General features: G+C 39.0%; 13 protein-coding genes and 1 pseudogene. 6 read left to right on the forward strand and 8 right to left on the reverse strand.

Going from position 1 to position 15,057, the window contains the following annotated elements; genetic code table 11:
* Window positions 1–58: 58 nt before the first annotated feature.
* Complete coding sequence (locus PPBDW_RS08210) at window positions 59–301, forward strand: hypothetical protein (RefSeq protein WP_036794705.1); 243 nt, start codon at window positions 59–61, stop codon at window positions 299–301.
* A gap of 87 nt (window positions 302–388) precedes the next feature.
* On the opposite strand, the gene pepT is transcribed toward PPBDW_RS08210, so the two are convergent.
* Complete coding sequence (gene pepT, locus PPBDW_RS08215; RefSeq protein WP_036794707.1) at window positions 389–1,618, reverse strand: peptidase T; 1,230 nt, start codon at window positions 1,616–1,618, stop codon at window positions 389–391.
* Between the two features lie 304 nt (window positions 1,619–1,922).
* Window positions 1,923–2,804 carry a DUF2189 domain-containing protein gene (locus PPBDW_RS08220; protein ID WP_424022319.1) on the reverse strand — a complete coding sequence of 294 codons (882 nt, stop codon included), beginning with the start codon at window positions 2,802–2,804 and terminating at the stop codon, window positions 1,923–1,925.
* Window positions 2,805–3,200: 396 nt separating this feature from the next.
* Between PPBDW_RS08220 and potA the strand changes: the two genes are divergently transcribed.
* The 5 genes from potA to PPBDW_RS08245 all read left to right on the forward strand — a co-directional run bounded on the left by potA (window position 3,201) and on the right by PPBDW_RS08245 (window position 8,505).
* Window positions 3,201–4,319: a spermidine/putrescine ABC transporter ATP-binding protein PotA gene (gene potA / locus PPBDW_RS08225; RefSeq protein WP_036794708.1), complete on the forward strand. Its 1,119-nt coding sequence runs from the start codon at window positions 3,201–3,203 to the stop codon at window positions 4,317–4,319.
* The gene (gene potB, locus PPBDW_RS08230) at window positions 4,303–5,160 is read left to right on the forward strand and encodes a spermidine/putrescine ABC transporter permease PotB (RefSeq protein WP_036794710.1); all 858 of its coding nucleotides are present in this window, start codon (window positions 4,303–4,305) and stop codon (window positions 5,158–5,160) included. Before potA ends, potB begins: the two co-directional genes overlap by 17 nt.
* Window positions 5,160–5,927 (forward strand): spermidine/putrescine ABC transporter permease PotC, encoded by a 768-nt coding sequence (gene potC, locus PPBDW_RS08235; RefSeq protein WP_036794711.1) that lies wholly within the window; start codon window positions 5,160–5,162, stop codon window positions 5,925–5,927. Before potB ends, potC begins: the two co-directional genes overlap by 1 nt.
* Window positions 5,928–6,111: 184 nt before the next feature.
* Window positions 6,112–7,146, forward strand: a complete 1,035-nt coding sequence (locus PPBDW_RS08240) for an extracellular solute-binding protein (protein WP_036794714.1) — start codon at window positions 6,112–6,114, stop codon at window positions 7,144–7,146.
* A gap of 306 nt (window positions 7,147–7,452) precedes the next feature.
* Entirely contained in the window at window positions 7,453–8,505 is a 1,053-nt protein-coding gene (locus PPBDW_RS08245; RefSeq protein WP_036794716.1) for an extracellular solute-binding protein, read from the forward strand.
* 76 nt (window positions 8,506–8,581) lie between these two features.
* Here PPBDW_RS08245 and cobB read toward each other — a convergent pair.
* From cobB to PPBDW_RS08275, 6 genes and pseudogenes are all read right to left on the reverse strand, one after another.
* Window positions 8,582–9,310 (reverse strand): annotated as a pseudogene (gene cobB / locus PPBDW_RS08250) (Sir2 family NAD+-dependent deacetylase); the annotation flags it as partial.
* 179 nt (window positions 9,311–9,489) lie between these two features.
* The gene (locus tag PPBDW_RS08255) at window positions 9,490–10,497 is read right to left on the reverse strand and encodes a formate dehydrogenase subunit gamma (protein ID WP_235861985.1); all 1,008 of its coding nucleotides are present in this window, start codon (window positions 10,495–10,497) and stop codon (window positions 9,490–9,492) included.
* 172 nt (window positions 10,498–10,669) lie between these two features.
* The gene (gene fdh3B / locus PPBDW_RS08260; RefSeq protein WP_036794720.1) at window positions 10,670–11,287 is read right to left on the reverse strand and encodes a formate dehydrogenase FDH3 subunit beta; all 618 of its coding nucleotides are present in this window, start codon (window positions 11,285–11,287) and stop codon (window positions 10,670–10,672) included.
* 11 nt (window positions 11,288–11,298) lie between these two features.
* Window positions 11,299–14,157 (reverse strand): formate dehydrogenase subunit alpha, encoded by a 2,859-nt coding sequence (locus PPBDW_RS08265; RefSeq protein ID WP_036794723.1) that lies wholly within the window; start codon window positions 14,155–14,157, stop codon window positions 11,299–11,301.
* A gap of 12 nt (window positions 14,158–14,169) precedes the next feature.
* Window positions 14,170–14,367: a twin-arginine translocation signal domain-containing protein gene (locus PPBDW_RS08270; RefSeq protein ID WP_036794725.1), complete on the reverse strand. Its 198-nt coding sequence runs from the start codon at window positions 14,365–14,367 to the stop codon at window positions 14,170–14,172.
* Window positions 14,368–14,433: 66 nt separating this feature from the next.
* Window positions 14,434–15,051, reverse strand: coding sequence for a TorD/DmsD family molecular chaperone (locus PPBDW_RS08275; RefSeq protein ID WP_045042031.1), 618 nt, complete (start codon window positions 15,049–15,051; stop codon window positions 14,434–14,436).
* Between the last annotated feature and the right edge of the window lie 6 nt (window positions 15,052–15,057).

Genomic DNA, 15,057 nt, shown 5'->3' on the forward strand with positions numbered 1-15,057 from the left:
CATTGTTTTTTATACTCTTTACTAATAAATATAACGATTATCATTGAAGGATTTAAGAATGACTTATAAAGCAGCAGACCTAAATTACCACGGCGAAAATTGTGGTGTACACAACTGGATCACTGATGGTGGTCAATCATTCTACTGGCATCCTGATTGGCTTCATATTGCTGAAGATGCAACGGGTTTACATAGCAAACATGAAATTGAAGTTGAGAACGGTGGCGAAATCACTAAAGGCCACGCTGTTCACGCTATTTTAAAACGATTAAATGAAATGCTAAGTAATGATCACGCTTAAATAATACAGACTGTATTTTATTAAAAAAGCCACTATCAGTTAGAAACAATTGCTGATAGTGGCTTTTTTTAATCGAGAATGAGAAAATTAAGCATATCGATTAGCTGTATTCTCTGCAACTTTAACAATAACTTTCACCGCTAGTTCCATACCTTCAACAGTTATAAACTCATGAATACCGTGGAAGTTATAGCCGCCAGTAAAGATATTTGGACAAGGTAATCCCTTAAATGATAATCGAGCACCATCGGTTCCACCACGAATAGGCTTAATTTCAGGTTTAACCTCACAGTCAAGCATTGCTTGCTGAGCAATTTCAATAATATGTGGGAATGGCTCAACCATTTCACGCATATTGTAGTAAGAATCTGTCATGATAAGCTCAACTCGGACTTGATCTAACTTATTGTTTAGCTCGTCAACTTTTTGCTGCATAAATGCTTTACGTTTTTCTTGACCATCACGATCAAAATCACGAATGATGTAGCCAAGCTCAGTGCGAGCAACTGATGGTTCTATTGATTTAAGGTGATAAAAACCTTGATAACCATCAGTGCATTCAGGCGTTTCATCTGCTGGCATCATTAATTGAAACTGTGCCGCAATATTCATAGAGTTAACCATTTTATTTTTTGCTGTACCTGGATGCACATTTACGCCATGGCAAATAACCTCTGCAGAGGTTGCATTGAAGTTTTCATACTCCAACTCACCAATTGGGCCACCATCGATGGTATAAGCCCACTGCGCCCCAAATTTTTCAACGTCAAACAGATTTGCACCACGCCCGATTTCTTCATCAGGTGTAAAACCAATGCAAATATCACCATGCTTAATTTTAGGGTTAGCAATAAGATAAGCGACAGCTGTCATTATCTCAGCCACCCCTGCTTTATTATCAGCACCAAGTAAGGTTGTTCCGTCAGTCGTAATAATATTGTGACCATGTAACTTATTTAGATCTGGATATTGAAATGGCGAAAGTACTTCATCCCCTATACCTAAAGCTATATCACCACCTCGGTAGTTTTCAACAAGTTGTGGTCGAACATCTTTGCCTGATGCATCCGGCGCTGTATCCATATGAGCAATGAAGCCAATAGCTGGAATATCACCCTCCATATTTGCGGGTAATCGTGCCGTAATATAGCCATTATTATCTAGAGAAATGTCACTGAGTCCAAGTTCAACCATTTCCGATTGAAGAACTTCAGCTAATACACGCTGCCCTGATGTACTAGGACAAGAGGAAATTGCACCGTTAGATTGAGTATCAAAGCTCACATATCGTAAAAAACGTTCTATTAACTTATCCATTAAATAACCTTTTATTGCTGAAGCTGACAGCTTGTACTGCCACTATTTACTATTAAGAATATTATTATTGAATTGTTAGCAAATGGCATTGAGATACATCATCATTAACGATTCTTTTTTGTAATATTAGTCCTCGGTTTTAAACTAGTGAGCATTGTTTATTGATTTTAATTAGTTATTGAATATTTTAAAGAGATTGATAAGTTTAAAGATAAGCCAACCTATAAAGTTATAGTGCATTAGGTTTTTTTGTTAAAAAAAAGCCCCTTATTTAAAGGAGCTTTTTTGAACTATTATCGTTGAATTACGCATTAAACGTATCATTGTTAATCGGCTCACTGACATTATTATCAGACTTTGATTCTGGTTTATTGCCATCAGCTTTTGGTGTTGCAGCTGTAACCTGTAATGTGATACCAAACATATTACGGTAGATAATCGCTTTCACATTAAAGAAAAATGGTAATGTCCAAATTAAACCAATACCCGCAGTAACAATAGATACAAAAAACAAGATCATTACGACTAAATAAATTGCAGTCATTGGCATAACTTTTCGAACAGTCGCCATAAATGAATATTGAATCGCTTTAATCGGTGTTACTCGCTTCTCACACACGAGTAAAATGGCCATGCTTAATGCCATTGTTAAAAATAACCCTACCAATGGGAAGATACTACTACCAATCCCCTGAATTGAGGAAATTAATAACATAGTAATAATAGATACTAATGTGAACGAAAAACCTTTAACGATTTGACTAGGTTTTGTTGGTAACCCTACCGAGTGATTAAGCGCCATTAAGCTTACACCAACATATAGAGGAGCAATCAAAATATCAGACCAAAAGTTAGCCATAAAGCCCGCTTTCAAAATATCTGCTGTAAATCCCTGTCCCGTAAGAAAGGCATCAAAAAATACACTAGGGTTACCTAGCTGTATTTTTAGGCTTAAAAGTAACAATGCGATCTGTGCAATAAATAAACAAATAACAGCAGGTAAAAACTTAGTGAAATTCTTTGCTGTTATCTTAAACGCTTCTTGAAGAACAGCTATTGGCTGTAGCTCAACATCGCCAACCATCGCCTTTTCGATTGAACCGCCAACGTGAAAACTTTTTTTAGTTGTCTCTTTCATACTCATATCATCATTATTTGGGTAAGCGTATTGTACGTTACTCATCATTGTACAAAAACACTATTCGCGTAAAAATTTATTTCAAAACCCCGTTACTGCATGAAAAACGGACAATAAATCACTCGTAAGGCGATAACTACCGCTTTTTTCTATTTTATAAGAAAACGCATCCGCTATGATTGAACATAAGTAATAATTTTTTGGGCGTAAAAATAAAGCGTTATTATTATTGACTGAATCGTAATTTATTTTTTCAGTATTATTTGTAATAGTCCCCCTATTGCTAGGAATCAACGTGCTATCATTAACGTAAGTAGCAGTTAATCTATAAATTTAGTGAGAAAACGCTTTAAATTGAAAGACTACAGGTCTATTATGCGCCCCTAATTTTAGCCAAAATATTGGGGCTTAACCAATCAGTCCCAAGGTGGAGATAACGTAGAATTGAACGTTGCAAAAACATCTAAGAAACCTGTAATCCAGCTGAAGGGTCTTAGCAAAAGCTTTGACGGTAAGCAAATCATTACAGGTTTGGACCTAGACGTAAACGATGGTGAATTTTTAACCATCCTAGGTCCATCAGGCTGTGGTAAAACCACAGTACTTCGTCTAATTGCTGGCTTTGAGACTGCTGATAATGGGCAGATCACAATCGATGGCAAAGATGTTACTGACATTCCAGCTGAACAACGTCTAGTCAATACGGTGTTTCAGAGTTATGCATTGTTTCCACATATGACAGTGTTTGAGAACGTCGCGTTTGGTTTACGCATGCAAAAAGTGCCATCGAGTGAAATTGAACCTCGAGTTATGGAAGCATTGCGTATGGTGCAACTTGATAAATTTGCCCCTCGTAAACCTCATCAACTGTCAGGTGGTCAACAACAACGTGTTGCGATTGCACGCGCAGTTGTTAATAAACCAAAAGTTCTTTTGCTTGATGAATCACTTTCTGCGCTTGATTACAAATTACGTAAGCAGATGCAGCTTGAACTGAAACAACTTCAGCGAAAACTTGGCATTACTTTCATCTTCGTAACTCACGATCAAGAAGAAGCGCTTTCAATGTCCGACCGTATCATCGTTATGCGTGATGGTTATGTTGAACAAGATGGCAGTCCTCGTGAAATTTACGAAGAGCCGACTAACCTGTTTGTTGCTCACTTTATCGGCGAAATCAACGTGTTTGATGCTATCGTTAAAGAACGCTTAGACAGTAAGCGTATTATGGCAGATTTAGAAGGTCGTCATTCTTTAATTCACTGTGAACTTGATGTTGCCATTGGCGATAAAGTGAAAGTGCTTTTACGCCCAGAAGATATTCGTATTGAAGAAATTCATAACGGCGATCAAACAACGGGTATTTTAGGTAAAGTTAAAGAGCGTACCTATAAAGGTATGACGCTTGATTCTGTGGTACAGCTAGATTCAGGAAAATCGGTAATGGTTAGTGAGTTCTTCAATGAAGATGATCCTGACGTAGACCACTCTCTTGATCAAAAAGTTGCCATTACTTGGGTTGAAAGTTGGGAAGTGGTGCTAGCAGATGAGCAAGAAGTTTAATCTCCAAAACATCATCATAACGATTGTTGTAAGTTGGTTGCTACTGTTTGTATTTGTACCAAACCTTATGATTATCGGCACGAGTTTTTTAACCCGTGATGATGCAAACTTGATCAAAATGGTGTTCACGCTAGATAACTACGAACGTCTTTTCGATCCAATGTATGCAAAAGTACTTTTGCACTCATTTAATATGGCAATTACAGCAACGTTATTATGTTTGTTGATTGGTTACCCTTTTGCGTATGCCATTGCCAAGATGCCTGAAAAATGGCGTCCATTTATGCTGTTTTTGGTTATTGTACCCTTTTGGACTAACTCGCTAATCCGTACATATGGCTTAAAGCTGATGCTCGGTACACGTGGTATTCTAAATAATGCGTTAATGTACTTAGATATTATCGATAAGCCCATTCGCATCATGTACACCGAATATGCAGTAATGATCGGCTTAGTTTACATTCTATTGCCATTCATGGTGTTACCTTTGTACTCGGCTATAGAAAAGCTTGATAATAACTATATCGAAGCCGCTCGAGATTTAGGTGCGAATAAGTTTCAAACATTTATCAAAGTTATTTTCCCACTAACAATGCCAGGTATAATTGCTGGTTGTTTATTAGTGTTGCTACCTGCATTAGGTATGTTCTATGTAGCAGATCTACTTGGTGGCGCGAAAAACTTGCTAATTGGTAACGTGATAAAGAGTCAAGTGCTCAATGCGCGTGACTGGCCATTTGGCTCTGCAACCAGTATCGCACTGACGTTAGCGATGGCAATTATGCTATATGCCTACTATCGAGCAGGAAAATTACTGAACAAAAAAGTGGAGCTTGAATAATGGGTCGTTTCTTTAAATTCAGCTTTATGTCAGTGGTATATGCATTTTTATATGCCCCGATTATAATTTTGATCGTTAACTCATTTAATGCCAGTAAGTTTGGTATGAAATGGGGTGGCTTTACCACCAAGTGGTATGAAGAACTCGTCAATAATGATAGCTTGATGCAAGCCGCTGGTCACTCAATTACAATTGCCGTGATTTCAGCAACTGCAGCATCACTAATTGGTAGTTTGACAGCCGTTGCCCTATTTCGTTATAACTTTAAAGGCAAAAAGTTCGTATCAGGTATGTTATTTTTAGTAATGATGTCACCTGATATTGTAATGGCAATCTCGTTACTGGCTTTGTTCCTATTACTTGGAGCTAATCTTGGTTTCTTAACGTTATTACTATCGCATATTACTTTTTGTCTGCCGTTTGTTGTAGTAACTGTTTACAGTCGTTTGAAAGGTTTCGATGTAAAAATGCTTGAAGCCGCACGTGACTTAGGTGCAAGTGAATGGGTGATTTTAAAGAAAATTATCCTACCACTGGCTAAACCTGCTGTTGCTGCTGGTTGGTTACTAAGCTTTACACTGTCACTTGATGACGTAATTGTGAGCTCGTTCGTTACTGGGCCTAGTTATGAAATTCTACCTTTAAAGATTTACTCAATGGTTAAAGTTGGTATTTCTCCAGAGGTTAATGCATTAGCAACCATTATGCTGGTCATTTCATTATTCCTTGTGATTTGTTCGCAATTACTCGCAAGAGAAAAAAAGTAACCTAAACGCTTGAATGGCTAACTTACTTAAAGTTAGCCATTTTTTTATCTCCCCCCCTCATTTATTCTCTAATTAATAGCCAAATATATGGTTACAAATAGACACATTATTTTACTATTAATCTGATTTAACTTGCTCTAAATTGCGTTCCTCTTTTCTCTCAAATCATGATGAAGATACGTTAATGAAAAAATGGCCATCCCTTTTTATTAGTACTGTGCTGCTATCTGCAAGCATCAATGTTTTTGCTGAAAATACTAAAGATAAACAATTAGTATTTATGAACTGGGGCCCCTACATCTCGACCGAACTGCGCGAGCAATTCACCAAAGAAACGGGCATTAAAGTAATTTATTCGACTTACGAGTCGAACGAAACAATGTATTCAAAATTGCTAGCACATCCAAGCAGTTATGATTTAGTAGTACCATCAACCTATTTTGTAGCAAAAATGCGTGATGAAGGTATGCTACAAAAAATTGATAAGACCAAACTTACCAACGTCAATCAATTAGACAGCAATTACCTAAATAAGCCATTTGATCCTAATAACGATTATTCTATTCCTCATGTTATTGCCATGACAGGACTTGCCGTAAACACTGATATGTATAACCCTGATGACTTTGATAGTTGGGCTGATTTATGGAACCCAGAACTTAAAGGTCAATTAATGTTAATGGACGATACTCGTGAAGTGTTCCATATTGCATTACGCAAATTAGGTTACTCAGGCAATACAACTAATCCTAAAGAGATTGATGAGGCTAAAGAAGAATTAAAAAAATTAATGCCTAATGTATTAGTCTTTAATTCAGATAACCCAGCAGTACCCTACCTAGCCGGTGAAGTTGGTTTAGGTATGCTATGGAATGGTTCTGCAGCAGCCGCGCAAAAAGAAGGATTACCAATTAAACTTATTTGGCCTAAAGAAGGTGGTATTTTTTGGGTTGACAGTTTAGCTATTGCTAAAAATTCACAAAATGTTGATGCCGCACATAAAATGATTGATTTCCTATTACGTCCAGATATTGCAGCACAAATATCAGAGCAGACAGGCTATCTCACTGCTGTTGAAAAATCGAATGCTAAATATAAAGATAACCCAACATTATTCCCACCCCAAGCAGATCTAGATCGTGGAGAATGGCAAGATTCCGTGGGTGAAATGAATATTCGCTATGAAACTTATTTTTTAGAGTTAAAAGCAAATCAGTAAAATGTTTCATTTAAACCGCTAAATTTGGCGGTTTTTTTAATTTTATATAATCTACTCTTATCTATTTGTATAACAATATTATATAAAAGTTAACTAGCTGTTATTAATCAATGCCATGCAAACAAATATCTCATTCAACTGTTTATATTTGTGATGGAGGTATGATTTTATCTGCTATACTAGCCACGTATACCAATTCATATTTGTTTAAAAAGCATGCTATTTTAAACAATATAAAATTAGGAGAAGCGGTTAAAGCCGCTAGAGAACATTCTCGATATCCTGTTTAGTTAGGAGCTAACAACAATGAAAAAATGGTCTTTAATGATGGCCGGTGCAGTTTGTGCGGTATCAATGTATTCAAACATTGCTATAGCCGCAGATTCAGATAGTAACAAGTTATACTTTTACAACTGGTCTGAATACATCCCTAACGATGTACTAGAACAGTTTACAAAAGAAACCGGTATTAAAGTAATTTATTCGACTTACGAGTCGAATGAGACCATGTACGCTAAATTAAAAACTTACGATAAAGGCTACGATTTAATTGTTCCTTCAACTTACTACGTTTCTAAAATGAGTAAGGAAGGTATGCTGAAGAAAATCGACAAATCTAAAATCCCTAATTTTGCTGGTATTGGTAAAAACTATTTAAATAAACCTTTTGATCCTAACAATAATTACTCAATTCCCTACATTTGGGGTGCTACAGGCATCGGTGTTAACACTGATGTGATTGATAAATCAAAAATCACTAGCTGGGCTGATTTATGGAATCCTAAGTGGCAGGGTCAGTTAATGATGATGGATGATGCACGTGAAGTATTCCAAATTGCATTACGTAAATTAGGCTACTCTGGTAATACGCAAGATCCTAAGCAAATTAAAGCCGCTTACGAAGAACTTAAAAAACTAATGCCTAATGTACTAGTATTTAACTCTGACTTCCCTGCAAACCCTTATATGGCAGGTGAAACGTCATTAGGTATGCTATGGAATGGCTCTGCATATATGGCACGTAAAGAAGGCGCTCCAATTGACATCGTATGGCCAAAAGAAGGTGCTATCTTCTGGATGGATAACCTAGCGATTCCAATCAATGCTAAGCACGTTGATAATGCATACAAGATGATCAACTTCTTACTTCGTCCAGATATTGCAGCAAAAATTGCGCTACAAATCGGTTACCCGACACCTGTTGAGGCAGCGAAGAAGCTATTACCTGCTAGTTTCGTAAATGATCCAAGCATCTATCCACCACAATCAGTGATGGATGCTGGCGAATGGCAGAACAGTGTTGGTCCTATGACTGAAGTTTACGAAGAGTACTTCCAAAAACTAAAAGCAGGCGAATAATCGCTGCTGTTAGTTAGTGAAATACAAAAAACCGAGCATTTAGCTCGGTTTTTTTATTGCTACGATAAAATGGATTTTACTCTTGTGCTTTTAATAGTTCAGCGACATAAGCTGGCACTAATTCAGAAGCCTTACCATAACGCTTCTCTTCAAATTCGTTTTCAACATTACTTGGTTCTAAATTAAGCTCTATCGTATGCGCTCCTTGCAATGATGCTTCATGGACAAACCCTGCTGCGGGATAAACATTACCTGATGTTCCAATAGCAATAAACAAATCCGCTTTCACTATCGCATCATGAATTTTATCCATATCAATAGGCATTTCACCAAACCACACAATATCAGGTCGTAACGGTGCTGCAATCTGGCAACAGTGGCAATGATCACTGGTATGCAAATCACCATGCCACTCTAATGTTTGGCCTGACTCGCAACAACGTACTTTTAATAGCTCACCATGCATATGAATAACATTATGACTACCCGCTCGTTCGTGGAGGTTGTCGATATTCTGAGTAACAATAGTTACTGTACCGTCTAATTCAGCTTCTAATTTTGCCAATGCATAATGAGCAGCATTAGGAGTAACAGATCCGTTTTCTATCTGTGCTCGACGAGCGTTATAAAAAGCTTGTACCAATTCAGGATCTCGTTGATATCCTTCAGGGGTTGCGACATCTTCAACTCGATGCTCTTCCCATAATCCGTCTGCAGCACGGAAAGTACGGATCCCCGATTCAGCTGAAATGCCTGCCCCCGTTAGCACGACAATATTTTTGTAAGGAAATAACATAACAACATCCTTATGTTGGTAATAATGATTAACCTGCTAACCTATTTATACCACTGATTTTATATGATTTAACGGTGTTTTTTATTAGACGTTAGTGTAAGGAATACTTTATTGTCATTAACGACAAATTATGACCATAAAAAAACCGACACAATGGATTGTGTCGGCCTTGTTTTTAATGCTTAACCTTAACTATCGACTGATGGTTTAGGTTTATCTGAAACCGTTTTTTCTGGTTCATAGCCTGGTTGATTTTCAGGTAAATCTTTCACCTCATCAAACCACAAGTTATGATGTTCACGTGCCCACGTTTCATCAACTTCACCTGTAACCATACCATCGAGACCAGCTTCCATACCAAATAAACCAATATAAATATGGAAGATAAAGCCACAGATTAGAATAAGTGCTGATAGCATATGGAGTAAGTTTGATAACTCCATATCACGGCGAGTTTGATCAAATATAGGGAAATCTAACACAAAACCACTGGCAGCAATCGAAAATCCAAAGATAATCAATAACCAGAAAATAACTTTCTCACCACCGTTAGAGAAACCAGCAGATGGATGCGAGCCTTTATGCTTACCTACCATACCGCCCATTTTCTTAAACCACTCAAGATCGACTTTATTAAAGGTACTTTTACGCCACCACTTAACCAATACTGCAAGCAATAAAATCGCAAAAATAGGCCCCATATAGTTATGATATTGTTTGGCCGCTAAAATGATCCATCCCCAAATTTCAGTAGGAACAATTGGCTTAATAAAGTGTTTACCATAAACGAGCGTTAAACCACTGAACCCTAAAGTAAGAAAGGTAAATGCCATACTCCAGTGCAATGCCCTATCAATACGGCTCCAACGCTTTATTTTGCGCCCTGTTTTAGGCTTACTTAACTTAAGCGGTCCAATGACGACATAAGCCAACGTCACCATCACAAGACTACCAAAAATGGCTAATGCACCTAACGGTGACATCCACTTTTCTTTGAGGATATACCATGTTTGTCCAGGAACACTGATCAATACATCGTGCTCAGGCCAACCAGAGGTGGTGTAGCCCTTTTCCCCATCTTTCACCATTCGCCAATAATCAGCTCCAGCAAAACCGATCACTTCTTTTTTTACTACGGCTTCACCAGCTGTCTTCGCATCACTACCACTTGCCATAGTGGATACCGAAAATGCCATTATTAATGCGGTAACCATGATAGTTAACCAGCGTTGAATTCGCTTAGTCATTAAAGCTCCTGTCCACTTCAGAAAGCGGATTAATTGGCACACCTAAAAACGGGGCATGCCAAACTATTACAACAAGTCTATAAATGGGCTTAAATATAACCTTAAGCCCATCTTAAGATGATTAAGCTTTACGTACTTTACTTGCATCGTAAGCTAAATCATCAGTGCTGGCCCAACCCGCATCTTTAGCACCACGAGCAACAACACGCTTACTGAAAATTTCAGATATTTTTTCAGCATCGCCAGCAAGCAGTGACTTAGTTGCACACATTGAAGCGCACATTGGCAACTTACCTTCTGCAATCCGATTTGCACCATATTGCAAACGTTCTTGCTCAGAGCCCGGTTCAGTATTTGGACCGCCAGAACAGTAAGTACACTTATCCATTTTGCCACGCTCAGCAAAAGCTTCTTGCTTAGGAAATTGTGGCGCACCAAATGGACAAGCAAATAAGCAATAACCACAGCCGATACATAAATCTTTATCGTGCTGCACAATGCCATCTTCTGTTTGGCTAAAACAATCAGCAGGACATACCGCCATACATGGCGCATCGCTACAATGCATGCATGCTACAGAGATTGAGGTTTCCCCTGGAAGACCATCATTTAAGGTAACAACGCGCCGACGCTGAATACCCCAACCCACAGCTTCTGAGTTAGCATTTTTACACGCCGTTACACAACCATTGCACTCAATACAACGCTTAGAGTCACAAAGAAATTTCATACGTGCCATCAGGTGACTCCTTACGCTTTAGTGATTTTACACAAAGTAACTTTGGTTTCTTGCATTTGGGTAACAGGATCATAACCATAAGTGGTTGCAGTGTTTGCCGCTTCACCTGAAACATAAGGCGCACAACCTTCAGGGTAACGATCGCGTAAACTAACACCTTCAAATTCACCACCAAAGTGGAATGGTAAGAAAGCCAACCCTTCGCGAACACGTGGCGTTACCATCGCTTTCACTTTAATGCGCCCTTTCTCTGCACCTTCAACCCACACCATTTCACCGTCTCGAATACCAATGTCATTAGCATCTTTGAGGTTAATTTCTACAAACATCTCTTGTTGTAATTCAGCTAACCATGGGTTTGAACGTGTCTCTTCACCACCACCTTCATATTCCACAAGACGACCAGAAGTCAGAATAATTGGATATTCTTTTGATACATCTTTTTCTTGAATAGACTTATAAAGTGTTGGTAAACGGAACATCGCTTTGCTGTCATCCCATGTTTGGTATTCAGGCAATAGATCACGACGTGGTGTGTACAGTGGTTCACGGTGAATAGGCACTGCATCAGGGAATGTCCATACCACAGTACGAGCTTTAGCATTACCAAATGGAATACAACCATGCTTAATAGCCACACGCTGAATACCACCCGAAAGGTCAGTTTTCCAATTCTTACCTTCAGCAGCGGCTTTCTCTGTGGCTGTCAGCTCATCCCACCACCCTAATTGCTTAAGCATTTTAGCGGTAAATTCAGGGTAGCCATCCTCAAGTTCACAACCTAATGAATAACTATCATCAGCCAATAAACTCTCACCATTACGCTCAACACCAAAACGGGCACGGAAATTACCACCACCTTCTGCTACTGTTTTTGACGTATCATAAAGAATGTGTGTACCTGGATGCTTCATCTCTGGCGTACCCCAACATGGCCACGGTAGGCCATAGGTTTCACCATTTGCAGGGCCGCCAATAGCTTCAAGTGTGGTGTGATCAAATGTACCCCAGTTTTGCTGATGTTCTTTCAATCGTTCAGGGCTTTGGCCTGTATAACCAATAGTCCACATACCTTTGTTATATTCACGAGTAATGTCTTCGATACTAGGCTGATTATTCTCAACTTTTATGTGTTTGAATAATTGCTCAGAGAAACCAAGACGCTTGGTTAATAGGTACATAATTTCGTGATCAGGTTTTGAATCAAACAATGGCTCAATGACTTGATCACGCCATTGGATAGAACGATTAGTTGCGGTTACAGAACCATAAGTTTCAAACTGTGTGGTTGCAGGGAAGAGATATACATTGTCTGTACGACCATTCATCACTGCCGCAACACCTGGGTATGGGTCAACAATAACCATCATATCCAGTTTTTCCATCGCGGTTTTCATCTCAGGACCACGGGTTTGTGAGTTAACCGCATGGCCCCAATAGAACATCGCACGAATATTATCGCGTTGTTCAATCTTATCTTTATTTTCTAAAACACCATCAATCCAACGTGATACGGGAATACCGGCGCTGTTCATTGGCTTTTTACCGTTATAGGTATTTTGATCAAAACGGCCTTGTAGCCATGAATAATCTATATCCCACACTTCAGCCCAGTGTTTCCAAGCGCCTTCTGATAAACCATAATAACCAGGTAAATTATCAGATAGCACCCCAAAGTCCGTCGCACCTTGAACGTTATCGTGACCACGGAAAATATTTGCACCGCCGCCTGACTTACCCATGTTGCCAAGAGCTAATTCAAGAATACAGTAAGCGCGAGTATTGTTATTACCCGTTGTATGTTGCGTACCACCCATACACCAAACAACACAACCAGGACGGTTTTCAGACAACATTTTCGCTGTTTGATAAACTTGATCTTCCGGTGCGCCCGTTACACGCTCAACTTCTTTCGGGTTCCATTTCGCCACTTGCTCACGCACTTCATCCATGCCGTAAACACGTTGACGAATAAATTCTTTATCTTCCCAACCATTATTGAAAATGTGGTAAAGCACGCCCCATACAAAGGCAACATCTGTACCTGGACGTAACGAAACATAATGATCCGCTTTCGCAGCCGTACGAGTACGACGCGGATCAACCACTACAATTTTACAACCGTTAGTTTCTTTCGCGATCAGAATATGTTGCATTGCTACAGGGTGAGCTTCTGCTGGGTTAGAACCAATAAATAGAATCGACTTACAGTTATGCATATCGTTCAAAGAGTTGGTCATTGCGCCATAACCCCATGTATTTGCTACACCTGCAACCGTGGTTGAGTGACAAATACGTGCTTGGTGATCGACGTTATTCGAGCCCCATAGCGATACCATTTTACGGAATAAATAGGCTTGTTCGTTGTTATGTTTAGCTGAACCTAAAAAATAAACGGAATCAGGGCCAGACTCTTCACGAATTTTTAGCACTTGCTGGCTAACTTCGTCTAACGCTTGCTCCCAACTCAGTTTTTTCCACTTACCATTAACCAGCTTCATTGGGTATTTTACGCGTCTAGCACCATGACCATGCTCACGTAACGCCGCTCCTTTTGCACAGTGCCCACCAGCATTAAAAGGATGATCAAAAGCAGGTTCCTGATGAGTCCACACACCATCTTGAGTTTCAGCATAGATGCCACAACCCACAGAACAATGAGAACAGATTGTGCGTTTAACAACTTTAGGTGCACTGTAATCAGCTTCAGGAAAAGCTTCCGCTTTACGCATAAAACTCGGAGCAAAAAGGCTCGCACCAGCAACGCCACCAGCAGCGGCAAGAGAAGAATTACGAATAAAAGAACGACGAGAAATACCTAATTGGTTTTCATCCTTGCTCACTTTATCGGAACGTTTAGTTAGTTTCATTTAAGGCTCCGCTTATAGGGTATTGTAGTAATCACGAATATGTTGGGTTTCGTGATACCCTTTTTTTGTTTTAGGATCTTTCTTATCCGTCTCAGTTGTTGATGCTTGAACAGCCGTTGTCGTTCCAGCAACGACAGCGCCCGCAGCAACAGACAAACCAATATTTTTTAATAATTGGCGACGACTATTATTTGTTTTTTGCTCACTCATTGCGTTTGCTCCTCTATCGCCACACTCATTAATAGGTGTCGATTTTTTATTATAGCGAGTATCTTTTTATTGGGATTCTAAGAAACGGGTTTTCTCAATCGTTAAAAATTGCCATGCTAATTCACCAACCGCGGTATAAAAGACAGCACTTTTTGCTGCCTTTAAATCCGTGCAAAATTTCTCACACCATTGTGCAAGATGACGATTAAAGAATGTTTGTTGAAGCTGTTCATTGCCCCCCTCCACCAGCATTGCCATAACTTCTAGCAAAGCTGAAATATGATCTTCTGGTTCAATGACAGATTGAGCACGTTCAAAGCCAAGTTGCTTTAAGTCTTGACGTAAGTAAGCCAAAGGCATTTCCATTAAAGATCCGGTTAAATACCATGAACCAAATGGAATAACTTCCCCACGACCAATACCAATAAAAACATCTTGATATTCTTCTTCAACACTAAGAAGTGTCGTTTTTTGAGCGGCTAATTTTAATAAAGGCCAAGCTGATGCCATGGTTTGACGTTGAAATGTTTGTGCAGTATCCACATCAAGATTAGCAAGAAATTCAAGCACCGATTGCTCAGGAGCTTGACGACATAAATGTGCTAACATGTTATAAATTTCAATACGTAATAAATCGTCTTGATCAGCAAGATTAGCGTGATAATTCATAGCTGCATTTTCCATATAATG

Origin of the sequence: Photobacterium kishitanii, assembly GCF_000613045.3 — a bacterium.
GTDB lineage: Bacteria > Pseudomonadota > Gammaproteobacteria > Enterobacterales > Vibrionaceae > Photobacterium > Photobacterium kishitanii.

What these genes read in the sequence shown, in the direction of transcription:
- pepT (WP_036794707.1), bottom strand. Translation starts at nt 1,618, where the DNA reads ATGGATAAGTTAATAGAACGTTTTTTACGATATGTGAGCTTTGATACT.
- potC (WP_036794711.1), top strand. Translation starts at nt 5,160, where the DNA reads ATGGGTCGTTTCTTTAAATTCAGCTTTATGTCAGTGGTATATGCATTT.
- PPBDW_RS08275 (WP_045042031.1), bottom strand. Translation starts at nt 15,051, where the DNA reads ATGGAAAATGCAGCTATGAATTATCACGCTAATCTTGCTGATCAAGAC.
- PPBDW_RS08240 (WP_036794714.1), top strand. Translation starts at nt 6,112, where the DNA reads ATGAAAAAATGGCCATCCCTTTTTATTAGTACTGTGCTGCTATCTGCA.
- fdh3B (WP_036794720.1), bottom strand. Translation starts at nt 11,287, where the DNA reads ATGGCACGTATGAAATTTCTTTGTGACTCTAAGCGTTGTATTGAGTGC.
- potB (WP_036794710.1), top strand. Translation starts at nt 4,303, where the DNA reads ATGAGCAAGAAGTTTAATCTCCAAAACATCATCATAACGATTGTTGTA.
- PPBDW_RS08220 (WP_424022319.1), bottom strand. Translation starts at nt 2,804, where the DNA reads ATGATGAGTAACGTACAATACGCTTACCCAAATAATGATGATATGAGT.
- PPBDW_RS08265 (WP_036794723.1), bottom strand. Translation starts at nt 14,157, where the DNA reads ATGAAACTAACTAAACGTTCCGATAAAGTGAGCAAGGATGAAAACCAA.
- PPBDW_RS08210 (WP_036794705.1), top strand. Translation starts at nt 59, where the DNA reads ATGACTTATAAAGCAGCAGACCTAAATTACCACGGCGAAAATTGTGGT.
- PPBDW_RS08255 (WP_235861985.1), bottom strand. Translation starts at nt 10,497, where the DNA reads ATGGCATTTTCGGTATCCACTATGGCAAGTGGTAGTGATGCGAAGACA.
- PPBDW_RS08245 (WP_036794716.1), top strand. Translation starts at nt 7,453, where the DNA reads ATGAAAAAATGGTCTTTAATGATGGCCGGTGCAGTTTGTGCGGTATCA.
- PPBDW_RS08270 (WP_036794725.1), bottom strand. Translation starts at nt 14,367, where the DNA reads ATGAGTGAGCAAAAAACAAATAATAGTCGTCGCCAATTATTAAAAAAT.